Annotated in this window: 14 protein-coding genes; 3 read left to right on the top strand and 11 right to left on the bottom strand. The window is 53.4% G+C overall.

Annotation, left to right across the window (positions count from 1 at the left end; all coding sequences use genetic code 11):
- Positions 1 to 14: 14 nt before the first annotated feature.
- Genes glpC through glpA form a run of 3 tightly spaced genes read right to left on the bottom strand, consistent with a single transcriptional unit; the run spans position 15 to position 4,079 of the window.
- Positions 15 to 1,205 (bottom strand): anaerobic glycerol-3-phosphate dehydrogenase subunit GlpC, encoded by a 1,191-nt coding sequence (gene glpC / locus OGX95_RS08135; RefSeq protein ID WP_286629071.1) that lies wholly within the window; start codon positions 1,203 to 1,205, stop codon positions 15 to 17.
- Positions 1,202 to 2,461, bottom strand: a complete 1,260-nt coding sequence (gene glpB / locus OGX95_RS08140) for a glycerol-3-phosphate dehydrogenase subunit GlpB (protein WP_286629072.1) — start codon at positions 2,459 to 2,461, stop codon at positions 1,202 to 1,204. The genes glpC and glpB overlap by 4 nt, the downstream gene beginning before the upstream one ends.
- Positions 2,451 to 4,079 carry an anaerobic glycerol-3-phosphate dehydrogenase subunit A gene (gene glpA / locus OGX95_RS08145; protein WP_286629073.1) on the bottom strand — a complete coding sequence of 543 codons (1,629 nt, stop codon included), beginning with the start codon at positions 4,077 to 4,079 and terminating at the stop codon, positions 2,451 to 2,453. Before glpA ends, glpB begins: the two co-directional genes overlap by 11 nt.
- A gap of 272 nt (positions 4,080 to 4,351) precedes the next feature.
- Between glpA and glpT the strand changes: the two genes are divergently transcribed.
- A complete protein-coding gene (gene glpT / locus OGX95_RS08150) occupies positions 4,352 to 5,710 on the top strand; it encodes a glycerol-3-phosphate transporter (protein WP_048211098.1) in 1,359 nt (452 codons plus the stop codon).
- Positions 5,711 to 5,713: 3 nt separating this feature from the next.
- Positions 5,714 to 6,784, top strand: a complete 1,071-nt coding sequence (glpQ, locus tag OGX95_RS08155) for a glycerophosphodiester phosphodiesterase (RefSeq protein WP_286629074.1) — start codon at positions 5,714 to 5,716, stop codon at positions 6,782 to 6,784.
- 81 nt (positions 6,785 to 6,865) lie between these two features.
- Here the strand turns inward: glpQ and yfaE are convergent, their stop codons facing one another.
- The 4 genes from yfaE to ubiG form a co-directional block, all read right to left on the bottom strand.
- Positions 6,866 to 7,120 (bottom strand): ferredoxin-like diferric-tyrosyl radical cofactor maintenance protein YfaE, encoded by a 255-nt coding sequence (yfaE, locus tag OGX95_RS08160; RefSeq protein ID WP_135321220.1) that lies wholly within the window; start codon positions 7,118 to 7,120, stop codon positions 6,866 to 6,868.
- Entirely contained in the window at positions 7,120 to 8,250 is a 1,131-nt protein-coding gene (gene nrdB / locus OGX95_RS08165) for a class Ia ribonucleoside-diphosphate reductase subunit beta (RefSeq protein WP_286629075.1), read from the bottom strand. Before nrdB ends, yfaE begins: the two co-directional genes overlap by 1 nt.
- Positions 8,251 to 8,361: 111 nt before the next feature.
- On the bottom strand, positions 8,362 to 10,647 hold the full coding sequence (gene nrdA / locus OGX95_RS08170; RefSeq protein WP_286629076.1) for a class 1a ribonucleoside-diphosphate reductase subunit alpha: 2,286 nt from the start codon (positions 10,645 to 10,647) through the stop codon (positions 8,362 to 8,364).
- A gap of 478 nt (positions 10,648 to 11,125) precedes the next feature.
- On the bottom strand, positions 11,126 to 11,854 hold the full coding sequence (ubiG, locus tag OGX95_RS08175; protein WP_286629077.1) for a bifunctional 2-polyprenyl-6-hydroxyphenol methylase/3-demethylubiquinol 3-O-methyltransferase UbiG: 729 nt from the start codon (positions 11,852 to 11,854) through the stop codon (positions 11,126 to 11,128).
- A gap of 158 nt (positions 11,855 to 12,012) precedes the next feature.
- On the opposite strand from ubiG, the gene gyrA reads away from it, so the two are divergent.
- Positions 12,013 to 14,649: a DNA topoisomerase (ATP-hydrolyzing) subunit A gene (gyrA, locus tag OGX95_RS08180; RefSeq protein ID WP_286629078.1), complete on the top strand. Its 2,637-nt coding sequence runs from the start codon at positions 12,013 to 12,015 to the stop codon at positions 14,647 to 14,649.
- Between the two features lie 43 nt (positions 14,650 to 14,692).
- On the opposite strand, the gene OGX95_RS08185 is transcribed toward gyrA, so the two are convergent.
- Genes OGX95_RS08185 through atoD form a run of 4 tightly spaced genes read right to left on the bottom strand, consistent with a single transcriptional unit; the run spans position 14,693 to position 18,539 of the window.
- On the bottom strand, positions 14,693 to 15,877 hold the full coding sequence (locus OGX95_RS08185; protein WP_286629079.1) for an acetyl-CoA C-acetyltransferase: 1,185 nt from the start codon (positions 15,875 to 15,877) through the stop codon (positions 14,693 to 14,695).
- 30 nt (positions 15,878 to 15,907) lie between these two features.
- On the bottom strand, positions 15,908 to 17,230 hold the full coding sequence (locus OGX95_RS08190) for a TIGR00366 family protein (protein WP_286629080.1): 1,323 nt from the start codon (positions 17,228 to 17,230) through the stop codon (positions 15,908 to 15,910).
- Positions 17,227 to 17,877: a 3-oxoacid CoA-transferase subunit B gene (locus OGX95_RS08195; RefSeq protein ID WP_286629081.1), complete on the bottom strand. Its 651-nt coding sequence runs from the start codon at positions 17,875 to 17,877 to the stop codon at positions 17,227 to 17,229. Before OGX95_RS08195 ends, OGX95_RS08190 begins: the two co-directional genes overlap by 4 nt.
- Positions 17,878 to 17,879: 2 nt before the next feature.
- Positions 17,880 to 18,539 carry an acetate CoA-transferase subunit alpha gene (gene atoD / locus OGX95_RS08200; RefSeq protein ID WP_286629082.1) on the bottom strand — a complete coding sequence of 220 codons (660 nt, stop codon included), beginning with the start codon at positions 18,537 to 18,539 and terminating at the stop codon, positions 17,880 to 17,882.
- Positions 18,540 to 18,726: the final 187 nt, after the last annotated feature.

Raw genomic sequence — 18,726 nt, forward strand, 5'->3', positions numbered from 1 at the left:
ATCGGGCAGCAGCGTTAGCCTAATGCGTTGGCGAGCAGGGTGATCGGATGTTCACAGCGCTTGCTTGTAGACATCTCAATCTGCCATTTACACGTTTCGCAGTCGGTCACGACGATATCCGCGCCGCTTTCTTCAATCTGGCGGAATAGCGGTGCGCCGATTGATTGTGACGTCGGATAGTTTTCCTTTTTGAAGCCGTATGTTCCGGCGATCCCGCAGCACTGAGAATCCAGCACTGTCAGTTCAAGCCCCGGAATTTGTCGTAGCAGCTCCAGCGTGTAGAGCGTCCAGCCCATTTTCTCCATATGGCAGGGGGTGTGATAGACCACTTTTAGCGGCAACGTTTTCAGCGGCAACGTTTTCCCTTCGTCCAGCTTGCGCCACAGCCAGCGTGTAGCCAGTTCAATATGTTCGCGCAGACCTGAGTTGTCGACATCCAGCACTTCAGGATATTCATCACGCAGCGCAAAGGTACAGGTTGAGGAGGTGGCGATCACCGGAATACCTTTTCCGTCAATTGCTTCTCGCAGTGAAGCCACATTACTTACCGCCTGCTTACGTGCTTTATCGGTGAAACCGTTGGCGATCAGTGGTACGCCACAGCATTTCTCTTTACTCAGCAGTTGTACGCCGGTACCCATCGCGTTCAGCACTTTTATCAGATCTTTACCGAGTTGCGGATGGTTGTAGTTCACAAAGCAACCGTGGAAAAACGCGACCTGATCCTGATACTGCGCCTGTTGTGCGGCTATACTGCGATACCAGCGACGGAAGGTACCGAAGGAGTACTTCGGCAGCGTACGGCGATGATCGATTTTTAGTGCATAATCAAGAAGCTGACGCACCGGTTTCAATGACGTAGCGGTGTTCACTATGGGTGCGAACGGCGTAGAAACACTGCCCATCAAATCGGTATGGCTTAAGACAAAGTTACGCAGCGACGGACGTGTGGTGTCATATTTGGCGCGCGCACGCTGGATAATATCGCCAATTTTTACATCAGAAGGGCAGGCCACTTCACAGCGTTTGCAGTTGATGCAATATTTCAGCGCATCGTCATATAACGCACCATCTTTCAAACGCAGACGTTCACCGTCCGGGCCAGCCTGTTTGGGGCCTGGATAGCTCGGGTTGACACGACTGACCGGGCAGGCAGTAGTGCACACTGTGCATTTGATACAACTTTCAAAACGTGTGTCGCTCATTGCTGGCCTCCTGCACGTTTCGCAATATGATGTGCGGCGTGTAAAGCGCTCACTGCGCATACTCCGCCTCCGCACCCCTGGGCGATAGGGTCAAAACCGCCAAGTACCGATCCAATGGCAAACATATTCTCTACTGTTTTTCCTGCAAGCGATGGACGCAGTTCAGCATCGGTGGTTACGCCAAACTGTTGCCACGGTTGCGGATCAAAGACGTCACGCTGATACCACTGCGCGCGCGTGGCGGTTTGTTGTACATCCAGACCGAGAATTGGCTCATGAACGGCCTCACGCGTGGCAACCAGTCCGCTGCTAAAGAAGCTACCGCTGGCGAGCACGGCGAAGCGTGGACGCAATGGAATATCGGCATGGTTGCGGGTCCAGACTTCGCTCACTATACCATCCTGACAGGTGATTTTTTTCACTTCATCGCCTGGCATCCACACCCCACCCTGGCGTACAAACTGGCGCTGCAATTTGTTATGCAGGCGCATGCCCAGCACTGATGGTGGTAAAGTGGGTAATAACATTAGTGAGCAGGGCAGGCGGTCGTTGAGCCACTTCCAGAGCCGATCGTCAGCCAGGCCGAAACAGGCTGGCATAATGATCATGTCGCAGGTTTTTGCGATTGGCAGCAGGGCGTCATAGAGCAGCGACCATTTATCTTCGTTATCTAACAGACGTGCAATGTTGACGGCGCGAAATTCGGTTGGGTTATCACGCAAGACATCCAGTTCTGGCAAATCGATTTCAGCCGTTTCGACGCTGAGATTGCGCTGGCGTAGTGAGGCCGCGGCAAGGTGTGCCTGGAAATCCAGTAAGCCGCTAATTCCCACCACACAGATGCGTTGTGCTGATAACGGCCAGACCGGCACTTCCGCTGAACTAAGCCAGGTTGAACGCAGGGTTCCCAACGGTGTTACGCGTTGATGAGCCTGATGAACCTTACCGTGCAAATGTGTTCCGCACTCTTCCAACAGATTCTGTGCCTGCTGCGCCAGCGCCAGTACGGTCTGTGTTCCGATGGTGCTATAAGGATGACCTGGAGCTTGAGTACGCAGCGCATTCAGCCCCGCTTCAATGTCGGTTACCGGTTGACCATCTGGCAGGTTGCTGAGCAAATCCAGTGAGCCGGAGGAAAAGTGCAGAGCGCTTTGGCCGCGGGTAACAATCGTGCAGCGCAACCCGCTTTTTTGCAGTTGTAGGCCACACATCAGCCCGGCGAGACCGCCGCCGATAATGACGGTATCAAATTTCATCCTGGTGCTCCTTTTCCAGACCGCATAACCCCTGATAAACCCAGCGGGTGAACTCGCTTTCGCGCAGTGCGTCCCCCCACGCGATAGGCTGCACGCCTTTCCAGCGTTCGTTGAGAAACTCAGAAAGTTGGGTGATAGATTGTGCGGCGGTGGTGACATTAAAACGTTGTAGCAAGCCTGCGGCGCGGCAGGCACACAGCTCGCCCTGGCACGTCCCCATCCCGACGCGGGTGCGACGACGTAAATCGAGCAAACTGTTGACGGTTAAATTTTCAACGGCATATTGCACTTCACCTGCGGTGACAGCTTCACATTCACAGACCAGGCTGCGGTGCTGACGGCCTTCGCTAAGCCATGCCGGGGTGCGGTCGCCATGGCGGTAGACCGCCGAGCCGCGCAGTGGCGCTGGCAAAGAGATAACGCGTTTAAGCGTGTGTTCGGTCGATTCCTGCGAGCCTGGGAGTGCTGTTTCTGCGGTCGTACAAGGGCGAGAATTGCCCAGTTTTCGGCACACTGCGTCGGTGGCCCATTCCGCCATCAGGCGGTAGGTCATCAGTTTACCACCGGTAATGGTGATAAATCCGTCCAGTCCGTCGCGCGTTGCGTGATCGAATAACACAATACCGCGGCTGACGTTACGACCGGTCGGATCGTCGTCGCTGGCCACCAGCGGACGCACACCGGAGTAAGCACGCAGGATGCGAGTTTTCGCCATAACTGGCGCCAGCTTCTCACCTTCACGCAGCAGAATATCCACCTCTTCTGCGGTGACGCGGTTGCTGTCGATATCGTCGTAATCAATGTGCTGTGAGGTCGTACCGATCAGCGAAATGGTATCGCCAGGGACCAGAATATCGGCGTCAGATGGCTTACGGCATCGGTTGATAACATGCTGGTTTATGCGATGGTCCATGATCAACAGAGAACCTTTCGCGGGGAACATACGGATGCTCAGATCGGCATATTCCGCAATGCGCTGGCCCCAGATCCCGGCGGCATTAACGACCACCGGCGCATGCAGAGACTGCATCTCGCCCGTCAGATGGTTGCGTACGTTCACCCCGCACACGGTCGCACCTTCACGAATCAGCCCCGTCACTTCATGGGCCGTTAAGATAGTCGCACCGTGCTCTCGTGCATCCAGCATATTGGCGGCGGTTAAGCGGAAAGGATCAACGGTACCGTCAGGTACTTTCACTGCGCCAATCAGTTGCGGGTTTACCGAAGGTTCGATAATACGCGCCTGTTGTGGATCAATCGCTTCTGCGCGGATGCCTGCGTCTTCACAGGCACGAATAAAGGTTGCCTGGAAAGAGAGTTCATCTTCCGGCAGCGTAATAAACAGACCGTCCGTCGGCTCAACACAATGGCGGGCGATACGTTTCAGAATTTGGTTTTCGCTAATGCATTCGCGGGCAGATTCAGCATCAGTAACGGCGTAACGTGCTCCGCTGTGCAGCAGACCGTGGTTACGGCCCGTTGCGCCTGTCGCGATATCGTGGCGTTCTACTAAGATGACGCGCAATCCGCGTAGGGCACAGTCGCGTGCGATCCCTGCACCTGTTGCTCCTCCACCAATGATAATCACGTCACTTGTTTGCGAGTCGCGAGTTTTCATTGTTTTTCCTCACAGTTCGTTTTTTATCATTTAGCCACATAAAAAACATGGATTGTTTGATTTCGCGCATAATCGCTCATAATTCGAAAATGAAACGTGATTCCGTGCGCTTTTATGAACATTTGTCATAAATGTGTAACAATCTGTGCTGTAATTCACATTATTGCCCTGAATGTTTCCTTAACATCGCGGCCACACTGGGAGCGGTAGGGTTGTTACGGCAATCTGCAGTGTTTCCTTCGAATGAAAGACGGCCACGGAGGCTACTATATATGTTGAGCATTTTTAAACCTGCGCCACACAAAGCACGTTTAGCTGCAGCGGAGATCGATCCGACTTATCGTCGATTACGTTGGCAGATTTTCCTGGGGATATTTTTCGGTTATGCCGCGTACTATCTGGTACGTAAGAACTTTGCTCTGGCCATGCCGTATCTGGTTGAACAGGGTTTCTCTCGTGGCGATCTGGGCTTTGCGTTGTCCGGTATCTCCATTGCATACGGATTTTCGAAATTCATCATGGGGTCCGTCTCGGATCGCTCGAATCCGCGCGTTTTCCTGCCAGCTGGCCTGATTCTGGCTGCTGCGGTGATGCTGTTCATGGGCTTCGTGCCGTGGGCGACATCCAGCATTGCAGTAATGTTTGTGCTGCTGTTCCTCTGCGGTTGGTTCCAGGGGATGGGGTGGCCGCCGTGTGGCCGTACCATGGTGCACTGGTGGTCGCAGAAAGAGCGTGGTGGCATCGTTTCCGTCTGGAACTGTGCGCATAACGTAGGTGGCGGTCTGCCTCCGCTGCTGTTCCTGTTGGGTATGGCCTGGTTTAACGACTGGAAAGCTGCGCTGTACATGCCTGCCTTTGGTGCGATAGTTGTTGCGCTGTTCGCCTTTGCGATGATGCGTGATACGCCGCAGTCCTGTGGCCTGCCGCCTATCGAAGAGTACAAGAACGACTATCCGGATGATTACAACGAAAAAGCGGAAGAAGAGCTGACAGCGAAGCAGATCTTCATGCAATACGTACTGCCGAACAAACTGTTGTGGTATATCGCTATCGCCAACGTGTTCGTCTATCTGCTGCGTTACGGCATCCTGGACTGGTCACCGACCTATCTGAAAGAAGTGAAGCATTTTGCACTGGATAAATCGTCCTGGGCTTACTTCCTGTACGAGTATGCCGGTATTCCGGGTACGCTGCTGTGCGGCTGGATGTCGGATAAAGTCTTCCGCGGTAACCGTGGTGCCACCGGTGTGTTCTTTATGACGCTGGTGACTATCGCGACCATCGTTTACTGGATGAACCCGGCAGGGAACCCGAACGTTGATATGGCTTGTATGATTATCATCGGCTTCCTGATCTACGGCCCGGTAATGTTGATCGGTCTGCATGCGCTGGAACTGGCACCGAAAAAAGCGGCGGGCACGGCGGCAGGCTTTACCGGACTGTTCGGTTATCTCGGCGGTTCTGTGGCGGCGAGCGCCATTGTCGGCTACACCGTTGACTTCTTCGGCTGGGACGGCGGCTTTATGGTGATGATTGGCGGTAGCGTGCTGGCGGTGATTCTGCTGGTGGTCGTCATGATTGGTGAAAAACGTCATCACGAAGAAATGCTGCTGAAACGTAACGGGGGCTAATTAATGAAAACCACATTGAAAAGTCTCAGCGTGGCGCTGATGCTGGCTGGTATGGTTGTTAGCAGCGCGGCGGTGGCCGCCGATAAAATCGTGATTGCGCATCGTGGGGCAAGCGGTTATTTACCGGAGCATACGCTGCCCGCGAAAGCGATGGCCTATGCTCAGGGCGCGGATTATCTTGAGCAGGATTTGGTGATGACCAGGGATGACCATCTGGTCGTCCTGCATGACCACTATCTGGACCGCGTCACCGATGTCGCTGAGCGCTTCCCGGATCGTGCGCGTAAAGATGGGCGTTACTATGCCATCGACTTTACGCTGGATGAGATCAAATCGCTGAAATTTACCGAAGGTTTCGATATCGAAAATGGCAAAAAGGTACAGACATATCCAGGGCGTTTCCCGATGGGTAAATCTGATTTCCGTGTGCACACTTTCGAAGAAGAAATTGAGTTTGTTCAGGGATTAAATCATTCAACCGGCAAAAACATCGGCATTTACCCGGAAATGAAAGCGCCGTGGTTCCATCACCAGGAAGGGAAGGACATCGCCGCTAAGACGCTGGAAGTGCTGAAAAAGTATGGGTACACCGGTAAGCAAGATAATGTCTATCTGCAGTGCTTTGATGTTGCGGAGTTAAAACGCATCAAAAATGAACTGGAACCGAAGATGGGGATGGATCTCAATCTGGTGCAGTTGATTGCGTACACTGACTGGAATGAAACTCAGGAGAAAAAACCAGACGGCAGTTGGGTGAATTACAACTACGACTGGATGTTCAAACCGGGTGCCATGAAGCAGGTGGCGGAGTATGCGGATGGCATTGGGCCGGACTACCATATGCTGGTTGATGAGAAGTCCAGTAAGGGCAATATCTCATTAACGGGTATGGTACAGGACGCGCACCAGAACAAGATGGTGGTGCATCCATATACTGTTCGTGCCGATCAGCTGCCGGATTATGCAACAGATGTAAACCAGCTGTATGACGTGTTGTACAACAAGGCGGGCGTTGACGGGCTGTTCACCGACTTCCCCGACAAAGCGGTACTGTTTTTAACCGATAAGCACTAACGCTGCCTGAACGGCTACCTTTACCCGGCTTACGAACGATGGTGTTTGTAGGTCGGGTAAGCACAACGCCATCCCACAAAACTACATTTCTATTTCAATATCACCCTTTGCCCGGCAACAGCAGGGCAATATTTCACCCGGCTGAATGAAGGCTAAAGGCTCTGCAATCCAGTCAACCTGTCCCGCCACCAGGCGGGTACGACAGGAGCCGCAGTAACCTTCGCGGCACTGATACTCGACTTCAACGTTGTGCGATTCGAGCGCGGCCAGCAGGGAAGGATGTTCATCCTGGCACAGCAGTTGTGTGCCAGAGATGCGCAGCGTCACGCGGCCCATCAGAGCTGGAAATTACTCAGGTCGTCGGTATCGACTTCGGCATCGATCTGCCCGACCAGGTAAGAGCTGACTTCCACTTCCTGCGGTGCAACCTGGACGTTATCGGATACCAGCCAGGTATTGATCCACGGGATCGGGTTAGAGCGTGTCTGGAATGGCAGATCAAGACCAACAGCCTGCATGCGGATATTGGTGATGTACTCAACGTACTGGCAGAGAATATCTTTGTTCAGGCCGATCATCGAGCCGTCACGGAACAGATAATCTGCCCACTCTTTTTCCTGCAACGCGGCCTGTACAAACAGGTCATAGCATTCCTGTTTACACTCTTCGGCAATTTCGGCCATCTCTGGATCGTCGACACCGCTGCGCAGCAGGTTCAGCATATGCTGGGTGCCGGTCAGATGCAGGGCTTCATCACGGGCAATCAGGCGAATGATTTTTGCATTGCCTTCCATCAGTTCGCGTTCCGCAAAAGCGAAAGAACAGGCAAAGCTGACGTAGAAGCGAATAGCTTCCAGCGCGTTAACGCTCATCAGGCACAGATACAGTTTTTTCTTCAGTTCACGCAGGTTGACGACAACCGTTTTACTATTGACCGTATGCGTGCCTTCGCCCAGCAGATGCCAGTAGCTGGTCATCTCGATCAACTCATCGTAGTAGCTGGAAATGCCTTCCGCGCGTTTCTGGATCTGTTCGTTGGTGACGATATCGTCGAACACCACCGCGGGATCGTTAACGATATTACGGATGATATGGGTATAAGAGCGGGAATGGATAGTTTCGGAAAATGCCCAGGTTTCCACCCAGGTTTCCAGCTCAGGGATAGAAATCAGCGGCAGCAGTGCCACGTTCGGGCTACGCCCCTGAATAGAGTCCAGCAGCGTCTGATACTTCAGGTTGCTGATAAAAATATGTTTTTCATGTTCCGGCAGTGCCTGGAAGTCAATGCGGTCACGTGAAACGTCGACTTCTTCCGGACGCCAGAAGAAAGAGAGCTGCTTTTCGATCAGTTTTTCGAAGATGTCATATTTTTGCTGGTCGTAGCGGGCGACGTTCACCGGCTGACCGAAAAACATCGGTTCCAGAAGCTGGTCATTTTTCGTCTGTGAAAAAGTGGTGTATGCCATTGATGTGAATCCTTTGTGGGATGTGCGCCGGAGGTGGTGCAAACACCTTTTCCGGCCTACAAACCGTGCAATCGTAGGCCGGGTAAGCGTAGCGCCACCCGGCATCATTCATCAGATCTTACATGCGCCGCTTTCGCAGCCATCATCCTGAATGGATGGCACCAGATCGTCCTGAGAATCTTCCGCACCGTCGCGGGTGTTCTGATAATACAGCGTTTTGACACCAAATTTGTAGGCGGTGAGCAGGTCTTTCAGTAACTGCTGCATCGGCACTTTTCCTGATGGGAAGCGTGACGGATCGTAGTTGGTGTTGGCAGAAATCGACTGATCGATAAATTTCTGCATGATCCCTACCAGTTGCAGATACCCGTCATTGTTCGGCATCTCCCACAGCAGTTCGTACGCGTCGTGCAGGTGTTCGTAGTCCGGCACAACCTGACGCAGAATGCCGTCTTTGGATGCTTTAATGCTCACGTGACCGCGCGGAGGCTCAATGCCGTTGGTGGCGTTGGAGATCTGCGAAGAGGTCTCCGACGGCATCAGCGCAGAAAGCGTGGAGTTACGCAGACCGTGGGTCTTAATGGACTCACGCAGTTGCTCCCAGTCCAGGTGCAACGGCTCGTTGGCAATGGCATCCAGATCTTTCTTGTAGGTATCGATCGGCAGAATACCTTTGGCGTAAGTGGTTTCGTTAAACCACGGGCATGCGCCTTGCTCTTTTGCCAGGTCGTTAGAGGCTTTCAGCAGGTAATACTGAATGGCTTCAAAGGTTTTGTGGGTCAGGTTATTGGCGCTGCCATCAGAGTAACGCTTACCGTTTTTCGCCAGCCAGTAGGCGTAGTTGATTACGCCAATACCCAGCGTACGACGGCCCATGGCGCCACGTTTAGCGGCCGGAATGGGATAATCCTGGTAATCCAGCAGCGCATCGAGAGCACGCACAGCCAGTACAGCCAATTCTTCCAGCTCATCCAGGCTGTCGATAGCACCAAGGTTAAATGCAGACAGCGTACACAGCGCAATTTCACCGTTCTCGTCGTTCACATCGGTCAACGGTTTGGTCGGCAGTGCAATTTCCAGGCACAGGTTGGACTGGCGCACCGGTGCGACAGCCGGATCAAACGGGCTGTGAGTGTTGCAGTGGTCAACGTTCTGAATGTAGATGCGACCTGTAGAAGCACGTTCCTGCATCATCAGCGAGAACAGCTCAACCGCTTTCACGCGCTGTTTGCGGATGCTGTCGTCGTTTTCATATTTTGTGTACAGGCGTTCAAACTCGTCCTGATCGGCGAAGAATGCGTCGTACAGACCCGGAACATCGGACGGGCTGAACAGGGTGATGTCACCGCCTTTCAGCAGGCGGGTATACATCAGCTTGTTGATTTGCACACCGTAGTCCATATGACGGACGCGGTTGCCTTCTACACCACGGTTGTTTTTCAGTACCAGCAGGCTTTCCACTTCCAGATGCCACATCGGGTAGAACAGCGTGGCGGCACCGCCACGAACACCGCCCTGAGAGCAGGATTTCACCGCTGTCTGGAAGTGTTTGTAGAACGGGATACAGCCGGTGTGGAACGCTTCACCACCGCGAATCGGGCTACCCAGCGCACGAATGCGACCCGCGTTGATACCAATGCCAGCACGTTGAGAAACGTATTTTACAATCGCGCTGGAAGTGGCGTTAATCGAATCCAGGCTGTCGCCACACTCGATCAGTACGCAGGAACTGAACTGACGGGTAGGGGTGCGCACGCCGGACATGATTGGTGTCGGCAGTGAAATTTTAAACGTAGAAACGGCATCGTAGAAACGTTTAACGTATTCCAGACGGGTTTCTCGAGGGTAGTTAGAAAACAGGCAGGCAGCGACCAGAATGTAGAGGAACTGTGCGCTTTCATAAATCTCACCGGTAACACGGTTTTGAACCAGATATTTTCCCTCTAACTGCTTCACCGCAGCATAAGAGAAGGTCATATCACGGTCGTGCACGATGAACGAGTCCATCTGCTTGAACTCTTCTTCCGTGTAGTCTTCCAGCAGATGATTGTCGTATTTGCCCATTTCAACCATTTTCACCACATGGTCGAACAGTTTTGGCGGCTCAAACTCACCGTAGGCTTTTTTACGCAAGTGGAAAATTGCCAGGCGAGCAGCCAGGTACTGATAATCCGGTGCGTCGCGGGAGATCAGGTCGGCAGCAGCTTTGATGATCGTTTCATGGATATCGGAAGTCTTGATACCGTCATAAAACTGAATGTGGGAGCGCAGTTCGACCTGTGAAATCGATACGTTATTCAGCCCTTCTGCCGCCCAATCCAGAACTCGATGGATTTTGTCGAGATTGATGCGCTCAGTACGGCCATCACGCTTAGTCACCAGCAGACTCTGATTCATGTGGTTTTTTACCTGTCCGTGAAAGAAAAAATATCCCCCATATTATCCACAGTACCACGTTGTGACTAAGTCTGTGGATAAATACTATATGTAGGGGTTGTTTGATAAAATAGACGCTATATGGTGAGTATTCTAGTAGGGATTCTTTTCAGCACAAGAGTTGATTTTGAGGTTAAATTGAGGTTGCAAAAGGGTAAGAATCTCTAAGTGCGCGTCTTATAAGGCCTGGCGGGGATGTCAATAATTGAGAAAAAAAATAGAAAATTTGATCGAGTGCCGATTTCTTCATCTAAGGCAAAGAAAGTTCTTATGATCTGGCACAAAAATTGCCCTAAGGCACCTACTCAGGATGAGTAGGTGATGCGTAATCACGTAGGCCGGATAGTGACGCTGACGTGCCTTATCCGGCCTGCGATGGTGCGGATATGTAGGCCTGATCAGCTCAGCGTCATCGGGCGTTACCGTTGGAAACCTTAACTTATTCCGTTTTTGCCGTGGTGTGCAGCATATAGTTAACGTCGACACCCGGTGCCAGCTTAAAGGTGTTAGTCAGCGGGTTGTAGTGCAGGCCAGTCATATGTTGTTCACGGAGATCGGTCTGATCCACCCAGCTCAGCAATTCGGCAGGCTTAATGAATTTTTTCACATCATGCGTGCCTTTGGGCACCATGCGCAGAATGTACTCAGCACCGACGACCGCCATTAGCCATGACTTGCCGTTGCGGTTGAGCGTGGAGAAAAACACGTCGCCGCCAGGCTTCACCAGTTGGGCGCAGGCTCTGACCACTGACTGCGGGTCCGGTACATGTTCCAGCATCTCCATGCAGGTCACAACGTCATACTGGTGCGCATATTTCTCGGCGTGTTCTTCGACGGTTTCTTGCACATACTCAACCTGAATGCCGCTTTCCAGCGCATGCAGTTTTGCCACCTGTAAGGGTTCAAACCCCATATCCAGGCCGGTGACCGTTGCGCCTTCACGCGCCATGCTTTCTGCCAGAATCCCGCCGCCGCAGCCGACGTCGAGTACCTTTTTACCAAACAGACCACCTGACCGTTCGGCGATGTAGCCCAGACGCAGCGGATTAATGCGGTGCAGAGGCTTAAATTCACCCTCAAGATCCCACCAGCGCGACGCGACTGCTTCAAATTTGGCAATTTCTTCATGGTCAACGTTGTGAGTTACCGGGGGTTTTTCGGCATTCATTGGGGCTTCTACTCCTAAATTAGCAATACAAACGAGTATATCAGCCTGACGGGATGAATAAAGCCTCTGTCTGGGGGAATCCATTTACCTGAATCTGCGTGGATGTGTTATAATTTGCGACCTTTGAATCCGGGATACAGTAGAGGGATAGCGGTTAGATGAGCGACCTTGCGAGAGAAATTACACCGGTCAACATTGAGGAAGAGCTGAAGAGCTCCTATCTGGATTATGCGATGTCGGTCATTGTTGGCCGTGCGCTGCCGGACGTCCGAGATGGCCTGAAGCCGGTACACCGTCGCGTACTTTACGCCATGAACGTATTGGGCAACGACTGGAATAAAGCCTATAAAAAATCTGCCCGTGTCGTTGGTGACGTAATCGGTAAATACCACCCTCATGGTGATACCGCCGTTTACGACACCATTGTTCGTATGGCGCAGCCATTCTCCTTGCGTTACATGCTGGTGGATGGTCAGGGTAACTTTGGTTCTGTCGATGGCGACTCCGCAGCTGCGATGCGTTATACGGAAATCCGTATGTCGAAAATCGCCCACGAGCTGATGGCTGACCTGGAAAAAGAAACGGTTGATTTCGTCGATAACTACGACGGCACCGAACGCATTCCAGACGTCATGCCAACCAAAATTCCTAACCTGCTGGTGAACGGTTCGTCCGGTATCGCGGTAGGTATGGCAACCAACATTCCGCCGCACAACCTGACGGAAGTGATCAACGGCTGTCTGGCATATATTGACGATGAAGACATCAGCATTGAAGGGCTGATGGAACATATTCCGGGTCCGGACTTCCCGACCGCTGCGATCATCAATGGTCGTCGTGGTATCGAAGAAGCTTACCGTACCGGTCGCGGCAAGGTATACATTCGCGCGCGTGCGGAAGTCGAAGCTGACGCGAAAACGGGCCGTGAAACCATCATCGTGCATGAAATTCCGTATCAGGTGAACAAAGCACGCCTGATCGAGAAAATCGCCGAGCTGGTAAAAGACAAACGCGTTGAAGGTATCAGCGCACTGCGTGACGAGTCTGACAAAGACGGTATGCGCATCGTGATTGAAGTGAAACGCGACGCGGTCGGGGAAGTGGTGTTGAATAACCTTTACTCCCAGACCCAACTGCAGGTTTCGTTCGGTATCAACATGGTTGCGCTGCACCATGGTCAGCCGAAGATCATGAACCTGAAAGAGATTATCGCTGCGTTTGTTCGTCACCGTCGTGAAGTGGTTACCCGCCGTACTATTTTTGAACTGCGTAAAGCCCGCGACCGTGCGCACATCCTCGAAGCGCTGGCGATTGCGCTTGCCAACATCGATCCGATCATCGAACTGATCCGTCGTGCGCCAACCCCAGCTGAAGCGAAAGCGGCACTGGTTGCGCGTTCCTGGGAACTGGGTAACGTCTCTGCCATGCTGGAACGTGCGGGTGATGACGCTGCACGTCCTGAATGGCTGGAACCTGAGTTTGGCGTGCGTGATGGTCAGTACTTCCTGACTGAACAGCAGGCCCAGGCGATTCTGGATCTGCGCTTGCAGAAACTGACCGGCCTTGAGCATGAAAAACTGCTCGACGAATACAAAGAGCTGCTGGAGCAGATTGCTGAACTGCTGCACATTCTGGGCAGTGCCGATCGTCTGATGGAAGTTATCCGTGAAGAGATGGAGCTGATTCGTGAGCAGTTCGGCGACGCACGTCGTACTGAAATCACCGCGAACAGCGCTGACATCAATATCGAAGATCTGATTAGCCAGGAAGATGTTGTCGTAACCTTGTCTCACCAGGGCTACGTTAAATATCAACCGTTAACCGATTACGAAGCGCAGCGTCGTGGTGGGAAAGGTAAATCAGCAGCACGTATTAAAGAAGAAGACTTTATCGACCGCCTGCTGGTGGCCAACACTCATGACACGATCCTCTGCTTCTCTAGCCGTGGTCGTTTGTACTGGATGAAAGTTTATCAGCTACCGGAAGCGAGCCGTGGCGCGCGTGGACGTCCAATCGTCAACCTGCTGCCGCTTGAGGCCAACGAACGTATCACGGCTATCCTGCCAGTACGCGAGTACGAAGAGGGCGTGAACGTCTTTATGGCGACCGCCAGCGGTACAGTGAAGAAAACGGCGCTGACCGAGTTCAGCCGTCCGCGTTCTGCCGGTATCATTGCGGTTAACCTCAATGATGGTGATGAGCTGATTGGCGTCGATCTGACCTCGGGTTCTGATGAAGTCATGCTGTTCTCTGCTGCCGGTAAAGTGGTGCGCTTCAAAGAAGACGCGGTCCGTGCGATGGGGCGTACCGCGACCGGTGTGCGCGGTATCAAGCTGGCAGGGGAAGATAAAGTTGTTTCTCTGATCGTTCCGCGCGGTGAAGGTGCCATCCTGACCGTGACGCAGAACGGCTACGGTAAGCGTACCGCGGCGGAAGAGTATCCGACGAAATCTCGTGCGACGCAGGGCGTTATCTCCATCAAGGTTACCGAGCGCAACGGCTCTGTTGTCGGCGCGGTACAGGTTGAAGATACTGACCAGATCATGATGATCACCGATGCCGGTACGCTGGTGCGTACGCGTGTGTCGGAAATCAGCGTGGTTGGGCGTAACACCCAGGGCGTGATCCTCATTCGCACGGCGGAAGATGAAAACGTGGTGGGTCTGCAACGTGTTGCTGAACCGGTTGATGACGAAGAACTGGATTCCATCGACGGAAGCGCTGCGGAAGGGGACGATGATATCGCGCCTGAAGCCGAAAGCGATGACGATGCAGCGGATGACGCAGAAGAGTAATTAAGCAGTAATGAGAAGGGCCGGAGAAATCCGGCCCTTTTTTTTAGTTCATCCGCTCTACGATCATCGCTATACCCTGTCCGCCGCCGATACACAGCGTTGCCAGACCGAGTGTTTTATCCCGTGCCTGTAACGCGTGCAGCAATGTGACCAGAATACGCGCGCCGCTGGCGCCGATAGGGTGGCCCAGCGCAATCGCACCACCGTTAACGTTGACCTTTTGTGCATCAAACCCCAGCGTTTTACCCACGGCAAGAAACTGCGCGGCAAATGCTTCGTTGGCTTCGATAAGATCGATATCCGACAGTTGCAGTCCGCTCAGCTGTAGCGCTTTTTGCGTGGCAGGAACGGGTCCCATGCCCATCATCGCCGGGGCGACGCCGCCGCTGGCCCAGGCTTTGATGCGCGCCAGCGGCTTTAGCCCAGCAGCCAGCGCTGCCGACTCTTCCATTACCACCAGAGCGGCTGCGCCGTCGTTAATCCCCGAGGCGTTGCCAGCGGTAACAGTGCCCGCTTTGTCGAACGCCGGACGCAATGCGGCAAGACCTTCCGCCGTGGAGTCTGCCTTGGGAAACTCATCGCGTTCAAAAATGAGGGTTTTCTTACGTGATTGTACGCTGACGGGGACGATTTCGGCCTGGAAAGCGCCGGACTCTATTGCGGCAATGGCTTTCTGCTGTGATAGCAATGCCAGTTCATCCTGCATTTCGCGGCTGATGCTGTACTCTTTAGCGACGTTCTCGGCGGTAATCCCCATATGGTAGCCATGTTCAGCACAGATCAGTCCGTCGCGCAAAATGACGTCTGACAATTGCCCGTCACCGAGGCGATATCCCCAGCGGGCTTTAGCATCTAACAGGTAGGGGGCCTGACTCATGTTTTCCATTCCACCAGCGACCAGTGCCTGGGCCTGTCCGGCTGCGATCGCCTGAGCCGCAAGCGCCACGCTTTTGAGACCTGAGCCACACACTTTGTTGACGGTGAAGCCGCAAACGGAGTCGGAAAGACCGCTTCTTAGCAATGCCTGACGCGCCGGGTTCTGTCCCAGACCGGCCTGCAGCACGTTGCCCATAATGACTTCTTCAACCTGCTGCGGATCAAGATGAGCGCGCTCGATTGCCGCTTTTATCACGGTTGATCCCAGCTCGATAGCGCTGGTGGTCGCCAGTGCGCCATTAAAGCTACCGATTGCGGTACGTGCCGCGCTGACAATGACACAGTTTTTCATTTTTCTGTTCCTTTAGGTAAGTAATGGCTGTCAGAACAAGGTCAATCCAATGACAAAAATGACGCCTGAGAAGAGCAGGGCGGTGATGCAGTACCCCATGATGTCGCGCACACCCAATCCGGCGATAGCCAATGCAGGTAGCGCCCAGAACGGCTGCGCCATGTTCATCCACTGCTCGCCATAGGCGATAGCCATGACGGACTTACCGAGATCGGCGCCAAGGGCCTGAGCGGCTGGCATGACGAATGGCCCCTGAATAACCCAATGGCCGCCACCAGATGGCACGGCAAAGTTAATCAGTGCTGAACTGAAGAAGGTCATCAGTGGGAAGGTGTCTTTGTTGGCGACGTTGATGAAGAACTCGGTAATCAATCCGCCGAGGCCAGAGTGCTCCATCATCAACTGAATACCGGCGTAGAAGGGGAACTGCACCAGGATGCCGGCGGTGCTACGTGCGGCAGCGCTAACGGCACGCATATAGGCCATAGGCGTTTTATGCAGCAGCAGACCGGCAATCATAAACATCAGGTTGACGGTGTTGATGGTGATGTTGAAGCCTTTCTCAGTGAAATAGATGGCCAGATAAGCAATCCCTAATGCCCCGATGATCAGGGCCAGAATGCGGCTCTCCTCCAGTTTTTCCGATGGTGGGGCGTCGGGTGGCAGTTTTTTCTGGAAATCAGCTTCTTCCAGTAACAGCTTCGGATCGATGCTTACCACATCAGAGGGTTTTGGCGTCATCATGCGTGTGATGAACGGCATCACGACGATCAGTGCCACGGTGATGAAGATGTTGAAACCGGTAAACAGCGTGTCTGCGACCGGAATTAACCCTGCGACGTGCTCAACCGGGTTGCCTGGCGTTGCCGCCAGCAATGGCATTGAACCGGAGAAGCCACCTCCCCAGGTGAGAAAACCGATGTAGGCACAAGCAATCAGCAGCGGATAGTCGGAGCCGGGTACTCGGCGTGCGACTTCACGGGCAAACATCGCCCCCACCACCAGACCAAAACCCCAGTTGATGACGCAGGCGACTGAACCGAAAAATGTCACCAGCATCACCCCCTGAGCGGGGGTTTTGGCGGCGGAGGCCGCCGTACGCAGCAGACTTTTCACCGGTCCTGAACTGGCTAACGCATGGCCTGTGACGATGATCAGCGCCATCTGCATGCCAAAGGCCAGCAGGTTCCAGAAACCATCACCCCAGAATCTCACCATGCTGACTGGCGTTTGTGGCGTTAGCCACAGCGCGATGCCGAAGGTCAACAGCGTTAACAGCATGGCGAAAATTAGCGGGTCAGGCAGCCAGCGGCTGACCACGCGCGTCATAAAACGAGCAATGCGGCCGATCATGCATCACCTCGCAGGATAATCAGCTCGGCAGCGACATCAAACTGCGCTTCAGTTTTTTCACGCAACGTGGCGATATCGCATCCTTCCGCGATTTCCGTAAGCCACATTTTTCCGTCAATGAAGCGGAAAACAGCGAGTTCGGTGACCAGCATATGCACCGCATGTTGTGCCGTCAGCGGCATGGTGCAATGTCGGAGGATCTTCGCTGAGCCGTCTTTTGCACAATGCTCCATAGCGATAATCACTTTGCGCGCGCCGGTCACCAGATCCATCGCTCCTCCCATGCCGGGCACCATTTTGCCGGGAACGACCCAGTTGGCGAGGTTAGCCTGCTCATCGACCTGTAACCCACCAAGCACGCAGGCATCGACATGGCCCCCGCGAATTAACGCAAATGACATGGCGCTATCAAACATGGCGGCGCCTGGCAAAATCCCGCACGGTTGCCCGCCGGCGTTTACCAGGTCGGGATGCGCGGTCGTGACCGGACCCAGACCGAGAAAACCATTTTCTGACTGCAATGTGATATGAATATCAGCGAGCAGGTAGTTCGCAACCATCGTCGGCAGACCAATCCCCAGGTTGACGACATCCCCATCGTGAAGCTCAAGCGCCACACGGCGCGCAATACGTTGTTTAGCATCCATGATTAGCTCTCCTGTGGAATGACGATATGGTCGATAACGGCACCGGGGGTGACGATCTGGTCTGGCTGGAGTTCACCGATCTCGACCATTTCATCCGGTTCAACCAGTGTGATGTCGGCGGCGAGGGCAATCAGTGGGTTAAAATTACGGGCGCTAAGTTGATAGGTCAGGTTGCCAAGCGTGTCAGAGCGGTGGGCACGGATCAGCGCCAGATCGGCACGCAATGGACGTTCGAGTAACCAGACTCTGCCATCAAGCGTCATGGTCTGCTTGCCATCTTCTACTACGGTGCCGACACCGGTTGGCGTGAGAAAACCGCCAAGACCCGCGCCGCCGCAGCGGATTTGCTCAATCAGGGTGCCTTGTGGCACCAGTTGCACGTCCATTTCGCCGGCAATCATGCGGCGACCGGTTTCAGGGTTGGTGCCAATGTGCGAGGCAATCACTTTGCTCACCCGACCGTTGACGATCAAGGGACCAATACCGGTATCGATAAACGCGGTATCGTTGGCAATTAACGTTAAATCCCTGACGCCAGATTCAAGTAAGGCTTCGACAAGGCGAGGTGGCGTGCCAACCCCCATAAAACCGCCGACCATGATGGTCATGCCGTCACGAAAGAAGTTCGCTGCGTCTTGTAAAGTAATCAGTTTTGTTTTCATTATGTTTCCCTTTTGCATACTCCATTTTGGGTACGCTCAGGGAATTGCAAGCCGGGTGCCAGAATGAAAAATGGCGAAATTATTTTTTAATTATTTGAATTTTATGATTTATTTTTTATTGGCTGGTGAGGGGAAGGTGGAGTTGCTATGCAGAGTTTTGCGCAGTGTGCAAAATTCTGCATAGCAA

Source organism: Citrobacter sp. Cu233 (assembly GCF_030332225.1).
Taxonomy (GTDB): domain Bacteria; phylum Pseudomonadota; class Gammaproteobacteria; order Enterobacterales; family Enterobacteriaceae; genus Citrobacter.